A 21,675-nucleotide genomic window follows, 5' to 3' on the forward strand; every position below is an offset into this window, starting at 1 on the left:
AGAAAAGATTCAGAAATTTCTATGAGTCTTTTTTTATTGTATAATTTTTGATGAAATAGAATTTAAAGTAAAACGCATGAGAAAACAACAACGGCAGGATGTTTTCCGCCAAATCGTTGCCAATAAATATTTGATTTACAACAGTCTTTTCACTGCTCTTCCTTATGAGAAAATGAGCAATATTGGGATGTTGATTCCCTTTCTATACAAGGAAAGCAAGGAAGGTTATGCGCAAGGGAAAGAACCTAGACAAATTATAGAAGAATTCTTTAGAGATCATACGGAATCAATGGATGAGGATGAGCAAATTGACTTAATGTTTAGAATCATTCAATACATTGAGCGTCAAGTCGTCTTGTTTGATAGTATAGAAGATGTCGCTTTTCGTTCCTTGCATGATGAGGCTGATTTCGGGACTGTGCACCATCTATATCAGGTAGCGAAGGAAAATAATAAGCTAGATGAAGTGAGAGAAAAACTGAAGAACTTTGCTGTGCGTGTCGTTTTTACAGCCCATCCTACGCAATTTTATTCCAATGAAGTTCAAAGAATTATGCACGAAATGCGTGATGCTATCAGAAAAGATAGCGTGAGCAGGATTGATTTGTTGCTACAGCAATTAGGTTTGACGCCATTTATAACGCACAAAAAACCAACACCTTATGATGAAGCGCTGAGCATTATCTATTACCTACGCCATATTTATTATGATAGCTTGGGTAGCTTGTTTACAGAAGTTAAATTATTATTTGGAGAAGACATAGCTTCTGAGAATTCAGATATGATTCAATTGGGCTTTTGGCCAGGCGGAGACCGTGACGGGAATCCTTTTGTGAAAGCGGATACAACTTGGCGAGTCGCACAGGAATTAAATATTTCTATCCTGAAGTGTTATTATAATCATTTGAAAGAATTGAGAAAGAAATTAACATTTAGAAAAGTAAATGATTTAGTAAAAGAAATCAGCCAAAAACTATACAAATGCATCTTCCAAGGCGAGACGAGTGTAAAACAAGAAGAATTACTTAATCAACTTAAAGAAATTAGAAAAATCTTGATAAAAGATTATAACTCTCTTTATTTAAATGATTTAGATGAATTGATAGATCGGGTTAACTTATTCGGAACCCACTTTGCTAGTTTAGACATTCGCCAAGATAGCAGCAAACATGATTTAATGATAAGAGCTATTTTCCAGAAAGAATTTAAAGTAGACTATGATAGCTTGGAAGATGAAGATAAAATTAAATTTCTCACAGAAAAATCACTCAATATTCAAGCAGAAGATTATGAAGATGAAATCATTAAGGATACGATAAACAATATCAAACAACTGAAAGAAATACAAGCCATCAATGGCGAAAAAGGCGTTCACCGCTACATTATTTCCAATAGTGAAAGCGTTTTTGATATACTCAATGTATATGCGTTTTTCAAATATTGTGGCTATAAAGATGAGGATATAAAATTTGACATCATTCCTTTGTTTGAAACCATTAAAGGTTTTTCTAATTCAGAAAACGTGATGAATCTTCTGTACAATCAAAAAAATTACGCCGCACATCTGAAGCGAAGAAATGGAAAACAAACCATCATGCTAGGCTTCTCAGATGGAACCAAAGATGGTGGCTACGTGCGTGCCAATTGGGGAATTTATGAAACGAAAGAAGCACTGAGCCGCGTCGCTAAAGCCAATGGGGTAAAAGTGGTGTTTTTTGACGGTAGAGGAGGGCCACCAGCGCGTGGTGGTGGGAAAACGCATCAATTTTATGAATCTCAGGGGCAAGATATTGCTAATCACGAAATTCAATTGACGATACAAGGGCAGACGATAACTTCCGTTTATGGAACCAAGGAGCAATCTTATTATAATTTTGAGCAATTACTAACGGCGGGAGTGAATAATGAAGTCTTCAAAAATGATAAAATTAATCTGAATGAGAACGAAAGAGAAATTTTAAATAATTTAGCCCAAAAGAGTTATCAGAAATACGTTGAATTAAAAGAGAATGAAAAATTTGTACCATATCTAGAAAAAATGAGTACACTCAAATACTACGGGAAAACCAATATCGGAAGTCGCCCTAGCAAAAGAGGAAGTGGTAATAAATTGATATTTAGTGACTTGAGAGCCATACCCTTCGTGGGCTCGTGGAGTTTGCTCAAACAAAATGTACCAGGATATTACGGCTTTGGTACAGCCATTCAATTTTACAAAGAAAATGGGAAAATAGAAGAGTTAAAAAAATTATTTAAACAATCTAGCTTTTTCAAGACTTTGGTAGAAAATAGTATGATGTCGATGATGAAAACCTATTTTCCACTAACTCAATATATGAAAGATGATATAGAATTTGGTGAATTTTGGGAGCTTTTGTATAACGAATTTGAGTTGACAAAGCAAATGATACTCGAGGTATCAGGCTACAAAACGCTGATGGAAGATGAGCCCGTAAGCAAAGCTTCTGTAGATATGAGAGAAAAAATTGTTTTACCACTATTGACAATTCAACAATACGCCCTGCAAAAAATTCAAGAAAATAATGATAAAAAAGAAGTATATGAGAATATGGTAATGCGATGTCTCTTCGGGAACATCAATGCGAGCAGAAACTCGGCTTAAAAAAAATTAAGCCTTTAGAAATTTATTGAAAATCCCCAAGAATAAAAAATCTTGAAATTTTTTAAGCCTTAGGAAAAAATAAAAACTTTATATTTGCCCCGATTTGAAAGGCTTACAGAAAATATTAATCGCACCTTTTATCCTTTTGATAAAATTCTATCAATGGGCTATCAGTCCTTGGCTGGGGAGCAATTGCCGTTTTACACCCACGTGTTCTCAGTATGGGATAGAAGCGCTGAAAACGCATGGCTTGTACTATGGTTTATACCTGACAATTCGCAGGATTTTGCGCTGTCACCCTAGGGGAGGAAGTGGTTATGATCCTGTACCGTAATTAAGAAACTATGTTAAATTATATCACTTGGCAGGGCTCAGAAGGCTTCAATATTTTAGGCTTTACCTTGCATTTTTACAGTCTCATGTGGGTTGCAGCTTTCTTGATAGGTTACCGCATTATGGCCTATTTTTTTCAGAAAGAAGGTGTCAGTAAAGAACATTTAGACCCTTTATTTTTATACACCTTTTTTGGAGCCGTGCTTGGAGCACGTTTAGGAGAGTATTTGTTTTATGACCCGAGAGCTTTCATTGAACGCCCACTGGAGGTCTTTTTGCCGATTCAATATTCACCAGGGAGCGAAGCTCTCTTTGGCATGATAAAAAATTACAAATTTGTAGGATTTCAAGGTTTAGCTAGCCACGGAGCCACATTGGGGCTATTGATAAGCTCTTATCTTTTTACAAAAAAATACTTGAAGGGGAAAAACTTACTTTGGCTATTAGACCGTTTAGCAATAACCGTAGCGATAGGAGGAGCATTTGTACGGATTGGGAATTTTGTAAATTCAGAAATTGTAGGTAAACCATCTAATCTACCGTGGGCAGTTTTGTTTGAGAAGCAAAGTCCGAGCTATGGAGAATTAGTCCCTCGGCATCCTGCACAACTCTATGAGGCAGGTTGTTACATTTTGCTTTTTTTCATTCTTTGGTTTTTGTATCAAAAACCTCACATGAGAAAGAAAAATGGATTTATTTTCGGGTTATTCTTTGTGCTACTATTTGTTATCCGATACATCATTGAATTTTTCAAAGAAGACCAAGGAGTGGAATGGGTTGCAGAAACATTAAATTTAAATTTAAACAATGGGCAGCTTTTAAGTATTCCATTCATTCTCATTGGGTTATTTATAATTTATCAAGTAAATAAGAAAAATTATGAAACAAATTAAAATTATTCTTTTATTTTCTATTTTAGGATTAATTAGCTGTAAAAATGAAAAAAAACATTCTACGACGGCAAATACAGAGGAGATAGATATTCAATTCATCAAACAAGGAGAAGTTTATTTAAAAAACGAAGCAGATACCCTCAAAATTATTGATGCAGAATTTGCTGAAAATAATAATACACGCCGAATCGGATTGATGAATCGCTCTAGTTTGGGCGAAAATGAAGGAATGTTATTTATTTTTGATGAAGACAATAGCTCTTCATTTTGGATGAAAAACACAAGAATTCCATTGGATATTTTGTTTTTTGATAAAGATAGTATCCTGATTAATTATCATGAAAACGCCCGTCCTTATGAAACTAAAATTCAATATGGAGCAAATGCAAACTACCGTTTTGTACTGGAAGTGAACGGAGGTAAAGCAAAAACTTGGGGTGTTGAACCAAGTAAAACAAAAATTTCTTATTCTAAAAATTAAAAATATAAGGATGAAAATATTAAAAGAATTTAGAGATTTTATCCTGACAGGGAATGTAATCGATCTATCAGTTGCTGTAATTTTGGCAGGAGCTGTAGGTATGGTGGTCAATGGATTTACAGAAGATATTATGATGCCAATCGTGGGGCAATTCTCAGATGAAATTGATTTTTCTGATAAAAAAATTATTTTATCTCCAGCAGTGGGGGTAAAAGGCGAAGAAGGATTCAAGCCCGAGAATGCCATCCGTTATGGCGCTTGGGTTAATGCATTGGTGAATTTAGTTATCGTTGGTTTCATTCTTTTTGTGATTGTAAAGGCTTATGGTACAGTGAGGAAGCCAAAAGAAAAGAAGGCATCTGGGCCTACACAAGAAGAGCTTTTGGCAGAAATCAGAGATATTTTACAGAAAAAAGCTTAAATTTTTTAAGTCAAGAATAAGTCAAGAAAATAGGGAAGGGTAGTATTTCACTAAGTATGTAAGTAGGTGAGATACTACCGCTAAAACTATTATTTTTTAGTTAGTATTCTTCTTATCATATCATGAACTGTTTGTATGATTAGAAAAAAATAAGGCTTCAATCCTTTTAAGGAAATTTAAATATGAAAAATAGCGGAATCTGTTTTTTCTCCCTAAAAAAACAATCAAGCCTTTAGCATTCAATAAAATAAATGATTGAAAAGTTGTGTAATATTGTAAAAAATCGTATCTTAGGACGATAATTTTGCATGTTTTTCAATGAATTCCAAGAAGAAAATTAACAGTTAAAGCCGTTTGCCTATCAATTTCGAAGATACTTTTTAGAACAATTAAAAGTATTTTCATGAGAAATAATGCATGTTAGCGTATAATTTTTTTAATAATTTTTTTAGTAGATTATGAAGAAAACGTTTTTTTATCCCCTAAGCCTTTTAGCCGTTTTTCAAATAAATGCACAGAATCGTAGTGAATTCCTTTTAGAAAAAAACTGGAAATTCTCTCGCACAGAAGATGCTAATTTTATGACTTCAACCTTTGATGATAGCCAGTGGCAAACCGTTACTGTACCCCACGACTGGGCAATCTATGGGCCGTTTAGTCCTAAGAATGATATGCAAAATGTAGCTATTATCCAAGATGGGCAAACGGAAGCGACCGAACATGCTGGGCGGACTGGCGGGTTACCTTTTGTTGGTGTAGGGCTTTATAGGAAGCAGTTTGAAATCCCCCAATATAGTAAAGGGAAAAAGGTGACGTTGGTATTTGATGGGGCTATGGCAAATTCAAAAATTTATATGAATGGTCAGTATGTAGGAGAATGGCCTTATGGTTACAATTCCTTTCATTTTGATGTTACCGATTTTGTAGTTGAAGGGAAAAAAAACACACTTGCTGTTCATTTGATGAATCGTCCAGAGCAATCAAGATGGTATCCAGGAGCAGGCTTGTATCGGAATGTTTCTGTAGTGGTGACCGATGAGGTACATATCCCAATTTGGGGAACTTATGTTACTACGCCAGTAGTCAATAAAGATTTTGCTAGAGTTAATTTAAAGACCAAAATTAATAAGGCTTCTAAAAATGGGAATTTTGTACTAGAAACCATCATTAGGAATGATAAAGGTGATAAAATTAGCTCTCAAAAAACGAAACTAAGCAAATTTGATCAAAATGAATTCAACCAAGATTTAATTGTAGAAAATCCTGTTTTATGGACGCTAGATCGCCCTACGCTTTACAAAGCAGAATCTAAATTGTACAGTAATAATAAATTGGTAGATACTTACTCAACTACTTTTGGAATTAGAACCATTGAGCTTAAACCAAATGATGGGTTTTACCTTAATGGAGAGAAAACTGTATTTAAAGGTGTTTGTATGCATCACGATTTAGGCCCATTGGGTGCAGCTGTGAATGATGCTGCCATCCGTAGACAAATCCGCATTATGAAAGATATGGGGGTTAACGCTATTCGCACTTCGCACAATATGCCAGCGCCAGAATTCGTGCGTGCTTGTGATGAAATGGGTATGATGCTGATGGTGGAGACTTTTGATGAATGGAAACAGGCAAAAGTGCAAAATGGATATAATCTTTTTTGGGACAATTGGGCAGAGAAAGATGTAGTCAATGTGGTTCATCATTTTAGAAACAACCCGTCTATCGTGATGTGGTGCATTGGTAATGAAGTGCCAGAGCAAGGCAATGGCAACCAAGGCCCTAAGAGAAACAAATTTCTGCAAGATATTTTCCATCGTGAAGACCCAACTCGTCCTGTAACTAATGGTATGGATAATCCTAAAGCGGTAGTTGATAATAATTTCGCTGCTATATTGGATGTAGCTGGCTTCAATTATCGTCCTCATCTTTATCATGAAAATTATGCTAAAATTCCTCAGCAACTAATCTTAGGTAGCGAAACAGCCTCAACTGTGAGTTCAAGAGGTGTTTATAAATTTCCTGTTGAAAGAAAGGCAATGGCAAAGTACCCAGACCATCAATCTTCATCCTATGATGTAGAGCATTGCAGTTGGAGTAATTTACCAGAAGACGATTTCATTCAGCATGAAGATTTACCCTATACCATCGGAGAATTTGTATGGACAGGTTTTGATTACATAGGAGAACCAACTCCCTACTATACCGATTGGCCAAGTCATAGTTCGCTTTTTGGGATCGTAGATTTAGCAGGAATCCCAAAAGATCGTTATTATCTTTATCGTAGCCATTGGAATAAAAAAGATGAAACTTTGCATATTCTCCCTCACTGGAATTGGAAAGGACGAGAAGGCGAAGTAACTCCAATTTTTGTCTACACTAATTACCCTTCTGCAGAGCTCTTTATTAATGGTAAAAGTCAAGGAAAGCGAACCAAAGATTTAAGCATTACCCGAGATGGAAGCGCCAGTAAAGAAGCAGAAAAAACATTTGAAAGACAAAAAAGATACCGCCTGATGTGGATGGATACCAAATATGAACCAGGAACCGTGAAAGTAGTAGCCTACGATGAGCATGGGAAAGAGGTTGCTGAAAAAGAAATGAAAACCGCAGGAAAACCCCATCGCATTGAACTTTCTGTTGATAGATCAATCATAAAGGCTGATGGTAAAGATTTAGCATTCATCAACGTAAAAATTGTTGATAAAGACGGGAATTTCTGTCCAGATGAGACCAGGGAAATTAAATTTAAAATAAAAGGTTCAGGTTCTTACAAAGCAGCAGCAAATGGGAATCCTGCCAGCTTAGAGTCTTTTCAAGCTCCTTTTATGAAGCTATTTAGTGGGCAACTTACAGCAATTGTACAATCTGCTGAAAATCCTGGCACAATCATTTTTGAAGCCAGTGCCAAAGGTGTAAAAAGTGCTAAAATTAAGATTGAAGTGCAATAATATTTATATTACCAGTAATGCATTATTAAAAGAGTTTAAAAAGTTGTTTTAAGTTTTTTGGAATATAAAGAAGTTAATTAATTCTAAATCAAATAATTTAGATTTATTTAATTAATTGATAATAAAAGTTTTCCAAAAACTTGATATTTTTTGTAATTCACTCAAAATTAGGTTTAATAATCAAAAATAGTTGGTAAAAACATTTGTGTGTTTGATAATTAGAGGGATTAATGAAAGTTTATTGAATTTAGTTTCAATAAACTTTTTTTATGCTTAAAAATGTCAAAAAAATCCTTGTTGGAGTTGTGGTAGTTTTGCCACTATTTCTTGGGGTAAACGATCAGGAAAGACGAGATTTATTTTTAGGTTATTTTATTTTTCTTCTTAAGAAATATTTTTTAAGGCTTATAAAATTTTCTTTCTCTGAAATCGTGCGTAATTCTTTTAAAATTAATTTATAACTTGTCTCGAGGTTGCTATTGTATTTATTTGATAACCAATGAAACTATATATTGACATTGCGGCCCAAAGTAAAGCTCAAGAAATGAACAAGTTTAATAATCTATAAATCAATAAAAATTGGCAAGTCCCTGTTTTAGTCCTTGGTCTGTTTAATCAATTGATTTATAAAGTTATTTGTGGAGCCGGCGGGAGTCGAACCCGCGTCCAAACAAGGAAATCATAAGCTTTCTACATGTTTATTCTTTTCTTGCTTTTTCGTGTGTGTTGAGGGTAAAGAAACCCATAAGCACACCTTAGTTTCATTAAATTTCATTGGCAAGCAGAAACATCTTACCAACTATTCTCATTTCTCTGTGCCACAGAATCAGCCGCCATGAGAAATGGGCAGCTGTGTGACATTTAGCGTCTCAACCTTGTTGAGAATCTGCCAAGACTTACTATAATTCAGTCAATTAGGCCGCTAAAGCGTAATTGTTGTTGCCAGTTAAAAAGTTGAAGTGCCTGATTTACGTGAGTACACAACGTTTCACGACATGCTTACTTATCACCTCGGCTTGCTGTCAAAACCGGTCGGCCCCATATAATAAATTTAAGAACTTCTAAAAAAACTAGAATACAAAGATACAAATTTTATTCCAAAACGGGGAAAATGTTTGTTTTATCTCTAACAATTATTGCTATATTTGACAAAATTTTGTGGTAATTAATTTTTTTCATTCGGTGCGTGGGGTAGCTAGATTAGTTTTAAATTTTGAAAAAAAAGAGCTGGAGGAATTTAATTTCTCTTTTTTTAAGAAATGATAAGGATATTTTTTTTGCTCATAACAATTTCATTATCAGCGCAAAGCATTGATTTGGATTCGATAGAAGTGAAAGCGAATCACAAAAATTTACGAGAACATTTTCATAAAATCCAAAAAATCAAAGATTCAGTAAAAAGTCAAAGTATTGGGATAAGTTTAACTGAGATATTAAGAGAGCAAACCCCAATATTTTTCAAAGAAAGCGGTGCTGGCATGGTAAGTTCAGTCAGTTTCAGAGGGACGACAGCACAACAAACCGCTGTTCTTTGGAACGGACTCAATATTAATTCTCAATTACTGGGGCAGACAGATTTCAATGCAGTAAGTTGGGCTACGGCAGATGATTTACAGGTGGAGTACGGTTCTGGAGGAATCATGAATGGGAGCGGAGCCATCGGCGGAACCGTGTCTTTAAGCAATCGACCGAAGTTTGGCAAAAAAAATACTCAAAAATTAAGTTTGGGCTATGGGAGCTATCAGCATTTATTGCTGGATTACAGCCACTTGATGGCGAATGAAAACAGCTATTTTGAAGTCAAATTCTCAAGAGAACAATCAAAAAATGATTATAAAATTTCATCTAAAAATTATGAGAATTTAAATGCCGATTTTTGGAAAAATGATATGGGTGTAAATTTTGGTTTCCTTTTTAATAATCAACATAAAATTTTGTTTTTCAATGAGTTTTATAATGATAAAAGAAATTTTTCGCTCATTATTTCAACAGAAAATAAAAGTCGATATTTTAATTATAATCAAAGACATTTGCTGCGTTATGAATTTCAGCAGAAAAAGTTAAAAATCACCCCCGAAATTGGTTTTTTAAAAGAAAATTACACATATTACCCTAATATAAAGAAAACAGAAAATAGCGGGAATGGTGTAGGATCACTGATAACAAATCTTCAAATAAATTTAAAGCCTTTAAAAAAAATAGATTTAAAATGGAAAAATGGATGGATTTACCGGGAAAGTTTGCCAGATGAAAATGCGTCAATGAAGCAATCTTTTCGGCGTGAATTTCAAACTTCTTTCAACGGATTTTTTAAGCCTTATAAAAATTTGCAACTAGAATTAGGAGCTAGAAAAGAATGGGTTACACATTTTGAGTCACCGTTTTTGTACTCTTCGGTGATTAATTTTCAAGCCTTAAAAAATTTTGAATTAAAGTTAAAAGCCGCAAGTTCATTTCGAGCACCTAGTTTTAATGATTTATACTTTGAGCCAGGGGGAAATACAGACTTAAAACCTGAATATTCTAAATCATATGAGTTGAGTTCTGGTATTGATTTTAGGTATCTAAAGCTAGGATTCAATTTATTCCATCAAAATATCAGAGATATGATTCGCTGGATGCCAGCAGATAAAGGATATTGGAAGGCATTTAATGTTGATCGAGTGAGAATCAAAGGATTAGAGGCAAATGCTGAGGCTGAATTCAATCTTTTTAAAATAAAGACAAAGACCAAAATGTTCTTCAGCTATACCGATGCCAAAGAAGTGAAAACAAAATTATCTTTAATGTACGTTCCGCCCATTCAAGCTGGTTTGAATTTTGTTTTTCAGTATCAAAAATTTAGTCTTGGATGGAACAATCGCTATACCGATGATGTTTATTTTTCGCTTGGGAAAGAAGAAAATGCTCGCGTAAAGGAATATTTACTGAGTGATGTGATGCTAAAGTATACTTTTTTAAACAATAAACTTGGCGTTGCCTTTAGAATTAATAATATATATAATAAAATCTATCAAACGATATTGAATAGATACCAACCACAAAGAAATTTTAATATAAAAATAAATTATGAACTATTTTAGTAAAATGACCGTTTTTGCGGTAGCATTATTTACCGTATTTTCATGTACAAATTCAGATGACGATGTTGTAAATCCATCAGGAAAATTTGTTTCGACAGGAATTTTGATTTCAAATGAAGGAAATTTTGGTTCTGCGAATGCATCTATTGATATTTTAACAAATGAAGGAGAACTGCAAACAGATGTCTTCAAAAAATCAAATGAAAACAAACTTCTAGGAGATGTTTTACAGGGCGCTTTTATAGATAAAGATTATACTTATTTGGTCGTGAATAATTCTAATAAAGTAGAAGTTTTAGAAAAAGGAACCCATAAAATTAAATTTACCATTACAGAAGAATTAAACTTGCCACGTTATGTTACAGTGACCAATGATTATATCTTAGTAACTAACAATCGCTCTACATATGCTGGCCAATCGGATGGGTACGTTTCTGTGTATAAGAAAGGTGATTTTAGCTTTCATTCCAATATCGAGTTTCCAGAGCAAATTGAGAAAATATTTAGTAATGAGAAGTACATTTACGTGCAGCAGTCCTATTTCAGTACTGGGAATAAAATTGTGAAATTGGATGCTTCAACATTGAAGAAATTAGATGAAATTGTTTTAGCTAAAAACTTTAGCGATATGTCTTGGGGAACAGGAAAATACTTCTATGCACTTAGCAATGGGGAAAGTAAATGTAATGACTTCTCAGCGTGCAAAGAAGAGATTAACGGAGAAATCTACCAAATAGAAAAAAGTACTGGCACAATTTCTAAAACTTTTCATTTCAACAGTTACGCTACGAATATAGATCATTATTATGACGATCAAGTTTTTTTCACAACGAGTAATCAGGTCTATAAAATCAACACAAAAAATAAAAATGCACAACCTGAATCCATCATTCAGACAGAAAAAAACGATTGGAGCAATTTCTATGGCTTTTCTGTTTTGAAAAATAAAATATATTTGTCAAATGTCAATGGATTTATTACCTCATCTGATGTATATATCTATAATAATAATGGGAATTTAGAGAAAGAATTTAAGGGAGGTCGAGGCGTAAATGACTTCTATCTTTATTAAGGATTCAGCATCAATCATCATCAGAGGTAAAAAATTAAGCCTTAAAAAATTTAGCCTCAAGAGAAATTTTTTAAGGCTTTAAAAAAAATAGAAATCAACATTTGCAGGGAGGGTAATTATTTTTCTAAAATTATCAGATTTAAGAGCTAATTTTTTTTTGCCCGATAATCAAATTTCTCAGCGATGATTTGAGCCTAGTAAAGTAGATGAAAGTTAGCAAGACTATCAATCTTTAGAGTTTTCCCGAAATACTATGCAGGAGAGAAAAATTAAAGAATGACGGCTTAAAAGAGAAAATTTCATGATTTTTTTGTTAGTAAAAAAATAATGTGTATATTTGCAGTACAAATCGCGGGATGGAGAAGTCGGTATCTCGTCGGGCTCATAACCCGAAGGTCGCTGGTTCGAGTCCAGCTCCCGCTACTAAATAGGACAGAGGAAATTTATTTTCGTTTGTCCTATTCTTTTTTTTTGAGTAATCCATTGTTTATCTGAATATTTATCTGAAAGATATAGTTTGCGATTACGTTCATTCGGGCGGGGCGATATATTTTCCCGTCAAAGTCTAATTTTTAGGAATTTTCCCAAAATCTTTAGAGCCCGTCATTTAATGAATTTGTTTTGATAGTTTCAATTCGTTGGACTTAATGCTCAAAACAATTAATGCACCGTTTGCCCGAGAGTCAAAAATTCTGCTCTGTAGCGTTGCAAGCGAGGCCGAAAACAGAATTAGAGAATAAGCAGTTTTTGAAGAATTTCTAAAACCATAGAAAATTCAATATAAATGCTAAAAAAAAATCAATGATTTAGAGGCAATTCAATCACAGTTGCTCCTTTTTGATATTTCTCATAATTTGCATCATAAAAAGCATAACCTCGGTTGTTGCAGAAATTTTTAATACTTTTTTCCAAAACCCCTTCACCTTTGCCATGAATCACAATGACTTTATCATAGCCATTTTCTCGAGCTTTTTCTAGTCGATTTTGCAAAGAATCCATTTGTTTTGCCAAAATAGAATCAATATTAAAGTTCGGATTGATGTACTCCAATTTATTGTAATGCAAGTCAATTTCCAAAGTAGGTTTATTAATTTTTTTAATTTTCTTTGCAGGCCCTTTCTTTTTGATTTTATTTTTTTCTTTCCTGATTTTCAGTTCATTATCTTTCTTTTTTGTTTCTTTTAGCCTTACTTCTTTAGGCTTAGAAGCCCCTTTCGCCCTAGGGAATTCATCTTCCAATTCGCCGTCGGGCAAAACTTCTGAAACATGATATTCTTCTAAAAATCCAAACGAATTTTCAACAAAGACACTTTCACCGTCTACTTTTTTTACAATTCCTTTGATGTTATCGTCTAATAATTTTATCGCATCACCTTTCTTGAATTCAAACATTTCTTAAATTTAATTAGTAAGCCGTAGTTTATTTCATAAAAAAAGTTGATCAAAAACCTGAAAATCAGTTTATTCAATTTGCTTTTAGCTCAATGCGTTTGTAAACAACTTTGAGGCAAGTTACAAAATAGTTTTGAAAGAATTACGCACAATTTCAAAAAAATAAGAATTTTAACTTCAAACCAAACACTCCAAAACCATCTGATTTATAGCCCATTATTTTGATTGTTTTAGCTAAATTTAAATCCATCAAATCAGAATATTAACTTTTTTTTAGAAATTTGAAAAAACAGCACAGTTTTATTCATTCGAAAAAATATCAGGAATGATTTTTTACGTAATTTTGCTCTCTGATTAACTTATTTTAAATTAAAATCAAATATGAAACTCACCTTCCACGGACATGCTACTTTAGAAATTCAAACCGAAAATCATAAACTTTTAGTTGACCCATTTATCACGGGGAATCCCTTAGTTGAAAACTATGATTTAGAGAAGTTTAAGCCAGATTATATTATTTTGACTCATGCACATCAAGATCATGTTTTAGATGCCGAAAAAATAGCGAAAAACACAGAAGCAGTCATCATTTCTAATGCAGAAATTGCCGCTTATTATCAGAAAAAAGGAATCGAAACTCACGGTATGAATACGGGAGGTGCCTTTGATTTCCCTTTCGGGCGTTTAGTTTCTACCATTGCTTTTCATTCCAGTAGTTTTGATGACGGAACTTACGGAGGCAACCCCAATGGCTATATTTTCTTTTTGGGTGATAAGAAAATTTATGTCGCAGGAGACACATCATTGACTCAAGAAATGAAGTTGATACCAGAGCTTTATGGTGTGATGGATTTGGCCGTATTACCTATTGGCGATAACTTCACGATGGGGCCAAAACAGGCAGCAAAAGCCGCTGAATTTATAAAGCCTAAAAATATTTTAGGTTACCATTACGACACCTTCCCACCAATAAAAATTGATAAACAGGAAGCGAAGAAAACCTTCGAAGCCATTGGGTTTGAATTAAATTTACTGGAAATAGGAGAATCTCTAAATTTCTAAAGCCTTAAAAAAAAGCCCCTTAAGTGGGGATAAAATTTTTAACCCGATTTAAAATGATAAACTCATCTCTCTATTATGCTGTGCGATAAAATCTTAGTCGATAGGCAGAAGTTGAATTTTGAGAATTATGAAAGCCGAGTTTGAATTAAAGAGTTACAAAACTTGTGTGAAAAATTGACATTCAGTCTTTTGTGTTAAATTATTAACCATGCCGATTTGCCAACAAGTATTTGCTAATTTACGATAATTTACGAGCTAATTTATGCTCACAAAATTTTTTAAGGCTTAAAATATATTAGTTTAAATTCATCATTGCCAAATTAGTTTCATATTTTTGTGTTTTATGCTATGGAAAATGACAATATTCAGATTTTTGGGGCACGAGAGCATAATCTGAAAAATATAAATTTAGAAATTCCACGAGATCAATTGGTCGTCATCACAGGGTTGAGTGGGAGCGGGAAATCATCTTTAGCTTTTGACACCCTCTATGCAGAAGGGCAGCGGCGTTATATAGAAACTTTTTCAGCCTACGCACGTCAGCTTTTGGGGGGGGGTGGAGCGTCCCGATGTAGATAAAATAGATGGGCTTTCGCCCGTGGTAGCAATTGAGCAAAAAACAACGTCTAAGAGCCCGCGTTCCACGGTGGGGACAATCACAGAAGTTTATGATTTTTTGCGATTGCTTTTCGCCCGTGCTTCTACGGCATATAGTTTTGAGACGGGCGAAGAAATGGTCAGCTATACAGATGATGAAATCATGGGATTAATCCGAGAACAGTTTGAGGGGAAAAAAATCATGATTTTGGCACCAGTAGTTCGTGCACGTAAGGGGCATTACCGTGAGTTGTTTGAGCAAATTAATAAAAAAGGCTTCCTAGAAGTTCGTACCGATGGCGAGATAAGAGACATTGAGCCAGGAATGAAGCTCGATCGCTATAAAACGCATGATATTGAAATTGTAGTCGATAAGCTCGTGATGAATGATAAAGTGCAAAAAGAGCGGCTACTGCTTTCTTTGGAGACAGCAATGAGCCAAGGTGACGGCATCCTAATGATTCTAGATATGGAAGATAATAAAGTCAGGTATTTTAGCCGAGAGATGATGTGTCCTAGCACAGGAATTTCATACCCTAAGCCAGAGCCTAATACATTTTCTTTCAATTCGCCCAAAGGAGCCTGCCCAAAGTGTAACGGGCTGGGAACGATGAAAAAAGTAGATGAAAATCAAGTTATTCCTGATGAAAATTTGAGCGTAGCCAAAGGCTCCATAGCGCCATTAGCTGACATCAAACACAAGAAATTTATCAACAATCAGATTGCCTTAATTTTAGGTAAAAATGAAGAGTCTGATAAAACGGCTTGGAAGGACTTAAAAACCAAAACACGTGATGAAATTTTGTATGGTATTACCGAACGGGTAGAGAAGCAACTGAAAGCAGCTAAGATAAAAAAAACATTTGATATTGATTTCGAGGGAATTATCCCCTATTTAGGCCGAATTATTAATGATAAAGATAGCAAAAAATCACATTCACTTAGTCGGCGTTATTCAGAATTAGTTAATTGCCCAGAATGTGAAGGTCAGCGATTGAAAAAATCTTCTCTTTACTTCAAAATTGATAAAAAAAATATTGCAGAAGTAGCTGATATGGATTTGGGCAAACTCTATGATTGGCTTTCTCACTTGCACGAGCGCCTGAATGAGAAACAACAGATTATTGCTAGAGAAATTTTAAAAGAAATTAAAACCCGTACACAATTTCTATTAGACGTCGGTTTAGATTATTTGACCTTGAGCCGTGGTTCTAAAACCTTGAGTGGAGGAGAATCGCAGCGAATTCGATTAGCCACACAAATCGGAACTCAGCTGGTCAATGTTTTATACATTTTAGATGAACCTTCTATCGGTTTGCATCCGCGAGATAATGTGAAATTGATAGAATCACTGAAAGGTCTTCGTGACATTGGTAATTCTGTGGTAGTCGTAGAACATGATGAGGAAATGATTTTAGCAGCAGATTATGTGGTAGATATGGGTCCCAAAGCAGGTGTGAAAGGTGGTGAAGTAGTGTGGCAAGGTAAGCCTAAAAATATAGTAAAAGCGAAGACTTTAACAGCAGATTACATCAACGGAATCCGAAAAATTGAAATCCCAAAAGAACGAAGGAAAGGCAATGGTGATTTTGTGGAAATTATGGGAGCATCGGGCAATAATTTAAAAGATGTAAACGTGAAAATTCCTTTGGGAGCTTTAACGGTGGTGAGTGGCGTCTCGGGAAGTGGAAAATCAACGTTGATTAATGAAACGATTTATAGAATTCTAAATCAACATTTCTATAATTCTATCCAAAAGCCATATCCGTACAAAAAATTTAAAGGCTTAGAAAAAATTGATAAAGTGATTGATATCGACCAGTCTCCAATTGGTCGTACGCCGCGTAGTAACCCAGCGACTTATACGGGGGTGTTTTCAGATATTCGAAATCTATTTGCAGAATTACCCGAATCTAAAATTAGAGGATATAAACCTGGGCGTTTCAGTTTCAATGTCAAAGGAGGAAGATGCGAAACTTGCCAAGGAGCGGGGCTTAAGTTGATTGAAATGAACTTTTTACCAGATATTTATGTATCTTGTGAAACTTGCCATGGGAAGAGATTCAATCGTGAAACCTTGGAAGTCAGGTATAAAGGGAAATCTATTGCTGATGTTTTAGATATGAATGTAGATGAAGCCGTAGAATTTTTTGAACCGATTCCAAAAATTCATCGTCGGGTGAAAATGTTGCAAGAGGTTGGTTTAGGCTATATTACGTTAGGTCAACAATCGACGACGCTGAGTGGAGGAGAAGCACAGCGTGTGAAGTTGGCTACAGAATTAAGTAAAATTCAGACGGGAAACACCTTTTACATTTTAGATGAGCCGACCACAGGTTTACATTTTGAAGATATTAATATTTTATTGGAAGTAATACAAAAATTAGTTAACTTAGGGAACACTGTCGTGATAATCGAACACAATATTGATGTCATTAAAGTAGCAGATTATGTAATTGATATGGGACCTGAAGGTGGACAAAGAGGCGGAGAAGTAGTCGCTACGGGAACGCCAGAAGAAATAAAAAAGAACAAAAAAAGTTATACAGGTAAATTTTTATAAAAATGAAAAAGATTTTATTACTATTATTTACGGCAGTTATTGCCCAAGCACAGACAACTCCAGCCAACGCAGATTTATTTTATGACACCAAATATTTGAACGGTGGATGCTTTAGAATCCCTTCTTTGGTCACTGCACCAGATGGAACTTTGATTGCCGTGGTTGATGAGCGCTTCAACCAATGTGGCGACTTGAAATACAATGATGACATCAACATTGTCATGAAACGTAGCTTTGATAATGGAAAAACTTGGACGGCAGCAGAGCGCATTGTTGATTTCCCCAAAGGGCAATCCGCTTCAGATGCTAGTATGGTAGTGGATAGAGTAACTCAAGACATTTTCCTCTTCTACAATTATATGGACTTGGTCAACGCCAAAGGTATTTTTCGTCATCACGTGATTGTAAGTCATGACAACGGGAAAACTTGGTCTCAGCCCCGTGATATTACAGATGATATTGCCCCGGCTAATTCAGAGAAATATTTCAGATTTATAACATCGGGACAAGCAACGCAAGATAATGCCGGGAATATTTATCAGACTTTAGTGACTTTAGAAGAAGGCGTATTTGTTTTTACCAGCAAAAATCACGGCAAAACTTGGGAGAGGTTTGCAGGGCCTGTAGCTCCTGCTGATGAGACTAACATTACAGCCTTACCGAATGGGAATATTCTCTTAAATTCGCGAGTGAGAGATTTAGGAGCGAGAAAAATTTATGTATTTAACCCAGAGGGGAAATTAATTTCAAATGAAGTTAAAAATGACTTGATAGACCCAACGTGTAACGGAGCTATGATGTTATACGATTTTCAAAGTAAGGCTTTGGTATTTGCTAATTTACATGACCAAAAAGACCGAAAAAATTTAGGTATCAAATACAGTACAAATCAAGGTAAAAGCTGGTCTGAAGGCAAAATTATCTACCCTGGAGCCAGTGCATATTCTTCTTTAGCACAAACTTGGGACGGTAATTTCGCTCTTCTTTTTGAAAAAGATGGCTACAAAAAAATTTCTTTTTCACTTTTACCAGCCATTTGGGTTTTTAATGACTAAAAATATCAATAAATAAGTACTTTTATTATAATTCTATCATCTTATTGAAAATTAATCTATAACATATCTTCAACCATTAAATTCAATGTTATAATTTATAAGATAAATCTATAAAGAAAGAATTTCATTAGTTTTTTTATTCATTTTAAAACTGGGGAGCTTAAATCGGACCATTTTAAGTCTAGATATAATCTACACCGGATGCTTAAAACTAAGCATCCAAACGATTATAGAATTTTAAATATTAAGAAAAGATCTTTTATGGAACTCCAAAAAGTTCATGCGTAAAAAAACTTGTCAAAGAATATCAATACACTATTCAAACATTTATGATTTAGGTATTTTCAAAAGATACAATTATAAATAATGAGACCTTGGAATAGGAGGCTGTCCGAAGAAAGAAAGAGTGAAATTTAAAATAACGAACAATAACAGAAAAACAATTGAAACTAAGGGGCATAAAACAAAAAGTACAGAATAGAGAAAGAGAGAAAAGCCGATGAAAACGGCTTGTATAAAGGGATTGAGGGCTATTTGCCCTCTTTTTTTGTTTAAAACGAAATGTACAAAACTTGTATTTATGCCCTAAAAGTACCCAAAACAGCTTATATAAAGCCTTTTAAGGGGTTTTCTTATATGTGATAAGACGATTTTATGACCGAAAATTTTAGTTATAAAAAATGGCTAGAAAAAAATAAAGAGAGAATTAGCCGTTTAAAATCCCCTCCTAGTTGGATTGAGAAGAACAGGGAGTTATTAAAGCTCAACTTACCGCTTGACAAAAAAGAGGGTGTAAAAAGCTAGTAAAACCAAAAAGAGATACTAGGCAACGCCTAGCTTTTCTAAAATCGTAACAACTTTTATTTATTACCGATTATATCGACGCATTTTTGTGCTAATAATTAATAAAAAAGTCTAATTTATGTTTGAAATCATCCTAAAAACCCTTAAAACTAAATATGCGCATTTAGGGTTAAGCGAAAACATTTTGAAAGCTAAAGCTAAGCAACTAGCTAAAGCGGTCAAAGAAGAAGCTGAAATTGATGAAGCCGCGGAGTCCATCCAAGCGGATTTGGAAATCTCCCAGACCCCGCGGATATGTACAATAAGCTCTACGACTTAGAAGCAGAAGTTGAAAATTTAAAATTAAAATTTAATCAAAAATTTTAATCAAAATATAATCAATTTTGAACTTAACATATAACGTTACTTTAAATTAAAATCAAATTTATTTAAATTACATTAAAGTTAATTAAAGCAATTTGATGTATATTCCTTTACATTTGGTTTTTCCCTTAAAGTATAAGGGAGATATTTCTAACCCTAGCGAAATAATTGTTATTGATGCCAAGCAAATGAATGCGAATGGATCTGTGAGATTAAATAAAGGAAACCCAAATACCCGACTACCAGTTCAAATGACTGAGGACTGGTTGAGATATATTGCTCGTGAAAAGTTAAGTACACTTGATGGTTTACAAAAACAAACATCAGAAGCAATATTAGATGCCCCTAAAGGTTTTATTCAAAAATATGTGGTAGCTGTTGATAAAACTAAAGGAGAAATAAACTTTTTAAAATTAGGTAAAGATTTTTAATATGAAAGATTTAAAAAAAGATATAGAAAACTCTCTAAGTCGACAATATAAATGGTTAAATCATATAGAGAATGATTTTGAAAATGCAGATCCAATGTCTCTAAATTTTCGATTTTTAGAAAGAGACTGGGCAGTTTACGAAATTTTGAATAGGAATATATCAAAAGCAAAACAACATTTTTGTACTGCTTCGTTATTAGATAAGTTACGCATTGAGAAGTTTAATAATAATATGTTTGATTATGAATTGTCAGCCGTCACATTTCCTATTTTAAGTGATAATAATGAATTAATCAAAGATTATTCAACTCTAAGATATAAAGCTTGGGGTAGAATGCCAAGTATGGACGAGAATGTATTAATGGGGAAAAGTGCAATTTGGTGTAATACAATTCAGTTCTTTATGGTAAATGATGTTCAAGGAGTAGAAAGAAACTTAAATATTATTGAAACTTTAACCTTACCAAAGCTCCCCAAAAACCAACAAGAGTTAAAAATTGATTATGAATTTTATAAAGCACTTTTAGCAAAAGATAAGGCTAAATGTGAAGAATTATTGGAGCAATTAGTTAGCCCTAAAATCCATAAAAAGAGAAACGATAATTTAGTCTTAAATAAGTATATTTCTCAACCTGCATTAGGTTATGCAAAATTAGCTTGGAGGCAGGGAGTAGAAGTTGAAGTAAATAGTTCTTTAGTGCCAAAAGAAATATTACCAATTGCACCATTAGATAATTACGAAATACCTTATGATTTTTTGAAAGATGAAGTTAAGTAAATTTACAAAATATATAATTTGTTTTGTATGGGGCAATTAATTTGGCTTTTTCCTTTAAAACCTTAGCCTCTATAATTGTTTTCTTATACATCTCATTCCCCCAGTCAATAATTTTTTCAATTGTTTCTGGATTAAAACCGCCAGATGTTAAATAAATAGAAGAGCTGAAAACCTTCCCACTCTGAGCGGCATTATTTTCAAACTCCACTTTTAATTGTCCGTTGGGGATATGGGAGCTCACGGGGTCGTCTGTACGTTCCACATCACACCTGCACCCCCAATCGTTGGGCGGATAGTGTGTTTTCCACCACGGGTGTTCTATGGATAATACGATGCCGTCCCATTCACGATGCTGAGCCCGTACACGTTCATCGCCTACGGTTACATATTTTAAGTTAGGGTATAAATCCTTGGTACGTTGAATATCTTGCCACTTACCCGCCATATTTGCCGTCGCTACGGTTTGGTGGTATTCTGTTTTTAGCCAATTTTTATTGTAGTCTTGATTTATAGATGCACCAACTTTTTTAAATTCATTCCAAGAAATAAAATCACCTTTGTGCCATAAGGCTTCGGTTAGAGATTTTTCAAAAGACCGCGCTTTAAAAGCTGAGAATTGTGCGATATTGGCGTATAGATTGGCGGCTAATTCTTTGCTATAAAATTCAAAAGTAGAGTTATACCCCACATCTACGGCGGCAGTGAAATACTGATAGCTATTTGCTGGGCGTAGCACCTCAATTAGATAGAATTATTGAAGTTAAAAACGCTGAACT

At 34.3% G+C, this 21,675-nt stretch carries 15 protein-coding genes, 1 tRNA gene, 1 other RNA gene and 1 pseudogene; 15 read left to right on the top strand and 3 right to left on the bottom strand.

Annotation, left to right across the window (positions count from 1 at the left end):
- The first annotated feature begins 76 nt into the window (after positions 1–76).
- The 6 genes from D5J18_RS07440 (at position 77) to D5J18_RS07465 (ending at position 7,699) form a co-directional block, all read left to right on the top strand.
- A complete protein-coding gene (locus D5J18_RS07440; RefSeq protein ID WP_119058375.1) occupies positions 77–2,623 on the top strand; it encodes a phosphoenolpyruvate carboxylase in 2,547 nt (848 codons plus the stop codon).
- Positions 2,624–2,726: 103 nt separating this feature from the next.
- Positions 2,727–2,957, top strand: a complete 231-nt coding sequence (gene yidD, locus D5J18_RS07445) for a membrane protein insertion efficiency factor YidD (RefSeq protein WP_119058376.1) — start codon at positions 2,727–2,729, stop codon at positions 2,955–2,957.
- 10 nt (positions 2,958–2,967) lie between these two features.
- Positions 2,968–3,849, top strand: a complete 882-nt coding sequence (gene lgt, locus D5J18_RS07450; protein ID WP_119058377.1) for a prolipoprotein diacylglyceryl transferase — start codon at positions 2,968–2,970, stop codon at positions 3,847–3,849.
- Entirely contained in the window at positions 3,836–4,330 is a 495-nt protein-coding gene (locus D5J18_RS07455; RefSeq protein ID WP_119058378.1) for a DUF192 domain-containing protein, read from the top strand. Before lgt ends, D5J18_RS07455 begins: the two co-directional genes overlap by 14 nt.
- Positions 4,331–4,346: 16 nt before the next feature.
- Positions 4,347–4,751 carry a large conductance mechanosensitive channel protein MscL gene (gene mscL / locus D5J18_RS07460; protein WP_119058589.1) on the top strand — a complete coding sequence of 135 codons (405 nt, stop codon included), beginning with the start codon at positions 4,347–4,349 and terminating at the stop codon, positions 4,749–4,751.
- Between the two features lie 458 nt (positions 4,752–5,209).
- Entirely contained in the window at positions 5,210–7,699 is a 2,490-nt protein-coding gene (locus tag D5J18_RS07465; protein ID WP_119058379.1) for a glycoside hydrolase family 2 TIM barrel-domain containing protein, read from the top strand.
- 636 nt (positions 7,700–8,335) lie between these two features.
- On the opposite strand, the gene ssrA is transcribed toward D5J18_RS07465, so the two are convergent.
- Positions 8,336–8,739: a transfer-messenger RNA gene (ssrA, locus tag D5J18_RS07475) on the bottom strand.
- A gap of 237 nt (positions 8,740–8,976) precedes the next feature.
- On the opposite strand from ssrA, the gene D5J18_RS07480 reads away from it, so the two are divergent.
- The 3 genes from D5J18_RS07480 (at position 8,977) to D5J18_RS07490 (ending at position 12,277) form a co-directional block, all read left to right on the top strand.
- Positions 8,977–10,782, top strand: coding sequence for a TonB-dependent receptor (locus D5J18_RS07480; protein WP_165844987.1), 1,806 nt, complete (start codon positions 8,977–8,979; stop codon positions 10,780–10,782).
- Positions 10,769–11,854: a DUF5074 domain-containing protein gene (locus D5J18_RS07485; RefSeq protein WP_119058382.1), complete on the top strand. Its 1,086-nt coding sequence runs from the start codon at positions 10,769–10,771 to the stop codon at positions 11,852–11,854. The genes D5J18_RS07480 and D5J18_RS07485 overlap by 14 nt, the downstream gene beginning before the upstream one ends.
- Before the next feature lie 350 nt (positions 11,855–12,204).
- Positions 12,205–12,277: transfer RNA gene (locus tag D5J18_RS07490), tRNA-Met, on the top strand.
- 375 nt (positions 12,278–12,652) lie between these two features.
- On the opposite strand, the gene D5J18_RS07495 is transcribed toward D5J18_RS07490, so the two are convergent.
- On the bottom strand, positions 12,653–13,246 hold the full coding sequence (locus D5J18_RS07495) for a Smr/MutS family protein (protein WP_119058383.1): 594 nt from the start codon (positions 13,244–13,246) through the stop codon (positions 12,653–12,655).
- A 381-nt stretch (positions 13,247–13,627) separates the two neighbouring features.
- Between D5J18_RS07495 and D5J18_RS07500 the strand changes: the two genes are divergently transcribed.
- The 6 genes and pseudogenes from D5J18_RS07500 (at position 13,628) to D5J18_RS07525 (ending at position 20,899) form a co-directional block, all read left to right on the top strand.
- Positions 13,628–14,308 carry a metal-dependent hydrolase gene (locus D5J18_RS07500; protein ID WP_119058384.1) on the top strand — a complete coding sequence of 227 codons (681 nt, stop codon included), beginning with the start codon at positions 13,628–13,630 and terminating at the stop codon, positions 14,306–14,308.
- Positions 14,309–14,656: 348 nt separating this feature from the next.
- Positions 14,657–17,468 (top strand): annotated as a pseudogene (uvrA, locus tag D5J18_RS07505) (excinuclease ABC subunit UvrA).
- Between the two features lie 2 nt (positions 17,469–17,470).
- Entirely contained in the window at positions 17,471–18,523 is a 1,053-nt protein-coding gene (locus tag D5J18_RS07510) for a sialidase family protein (protein ID WP_119058385.1), read from the top strand.
- A 922-nt stretch (positions 18,524–19,445) separates the two neighbouring features.
- Entirely contained in the window at positions 19,446–19,646 is a 201-nt protein-coding gene (locus tag D5J18_RS07515) for a hypothetical protein (protein WP_119058386.1), read from the top strand.
- Between the two features lie 142 nt (positions 19,647–19,788).
- Positions 19,789–20,121 (top strand): hypothetical protein, encoded by a 333-nt coding sequence (locus D5J18_RS07520; RefSeq protein WP_119058387.1) that lies wholly within the window; start codon positions 19,789–19,791, stop codon positions 20,119–20,121.
- Between the two features lies 1 nt (position 20,122).
- Complete coding sequence (locus tag D5J18_RS07525) at positions 20,123–20,899, top strand: immunity 49 family protein (RefSeq protein ID WP_119058388.1); 777 nt, start codon at positions 20,123–20,125, stop codon at positions 20,897–20,899.
- On the opposite strand, the gene D5J18_RS07530 is transcribed toward D5J18_RS07525, so the two are convergent.
- Positions 20,892–21,635 (bottom strand): phage head morphogenesis protein, encoded by a 744-nt coding sequence (locus tag D5J18_RS07530; RefSeq protein WP_165844988.1) that lies wholly within the window; start codon positions 21,633–21,635, stop codon positions 20,892–20,894. The two genes, D5J18_RS07525 and D5J18_RS07530, sit on opposite strands and share 8 nt — an antisense overlap.
- Positions 21,636–21,675: the final 40 nt, after the last annotated feature.

It is taken from the genome of Candidatus Ornithobacterium hominis (genome assembly GCF_900538215.1).
GTDB classification, from domain to species: Bacteria; Bacteroidota; Bacteroidia; order Flavobacteriales; family Weeksellaceae; genus Ornithobacterium; species Ornithobacterium hominis.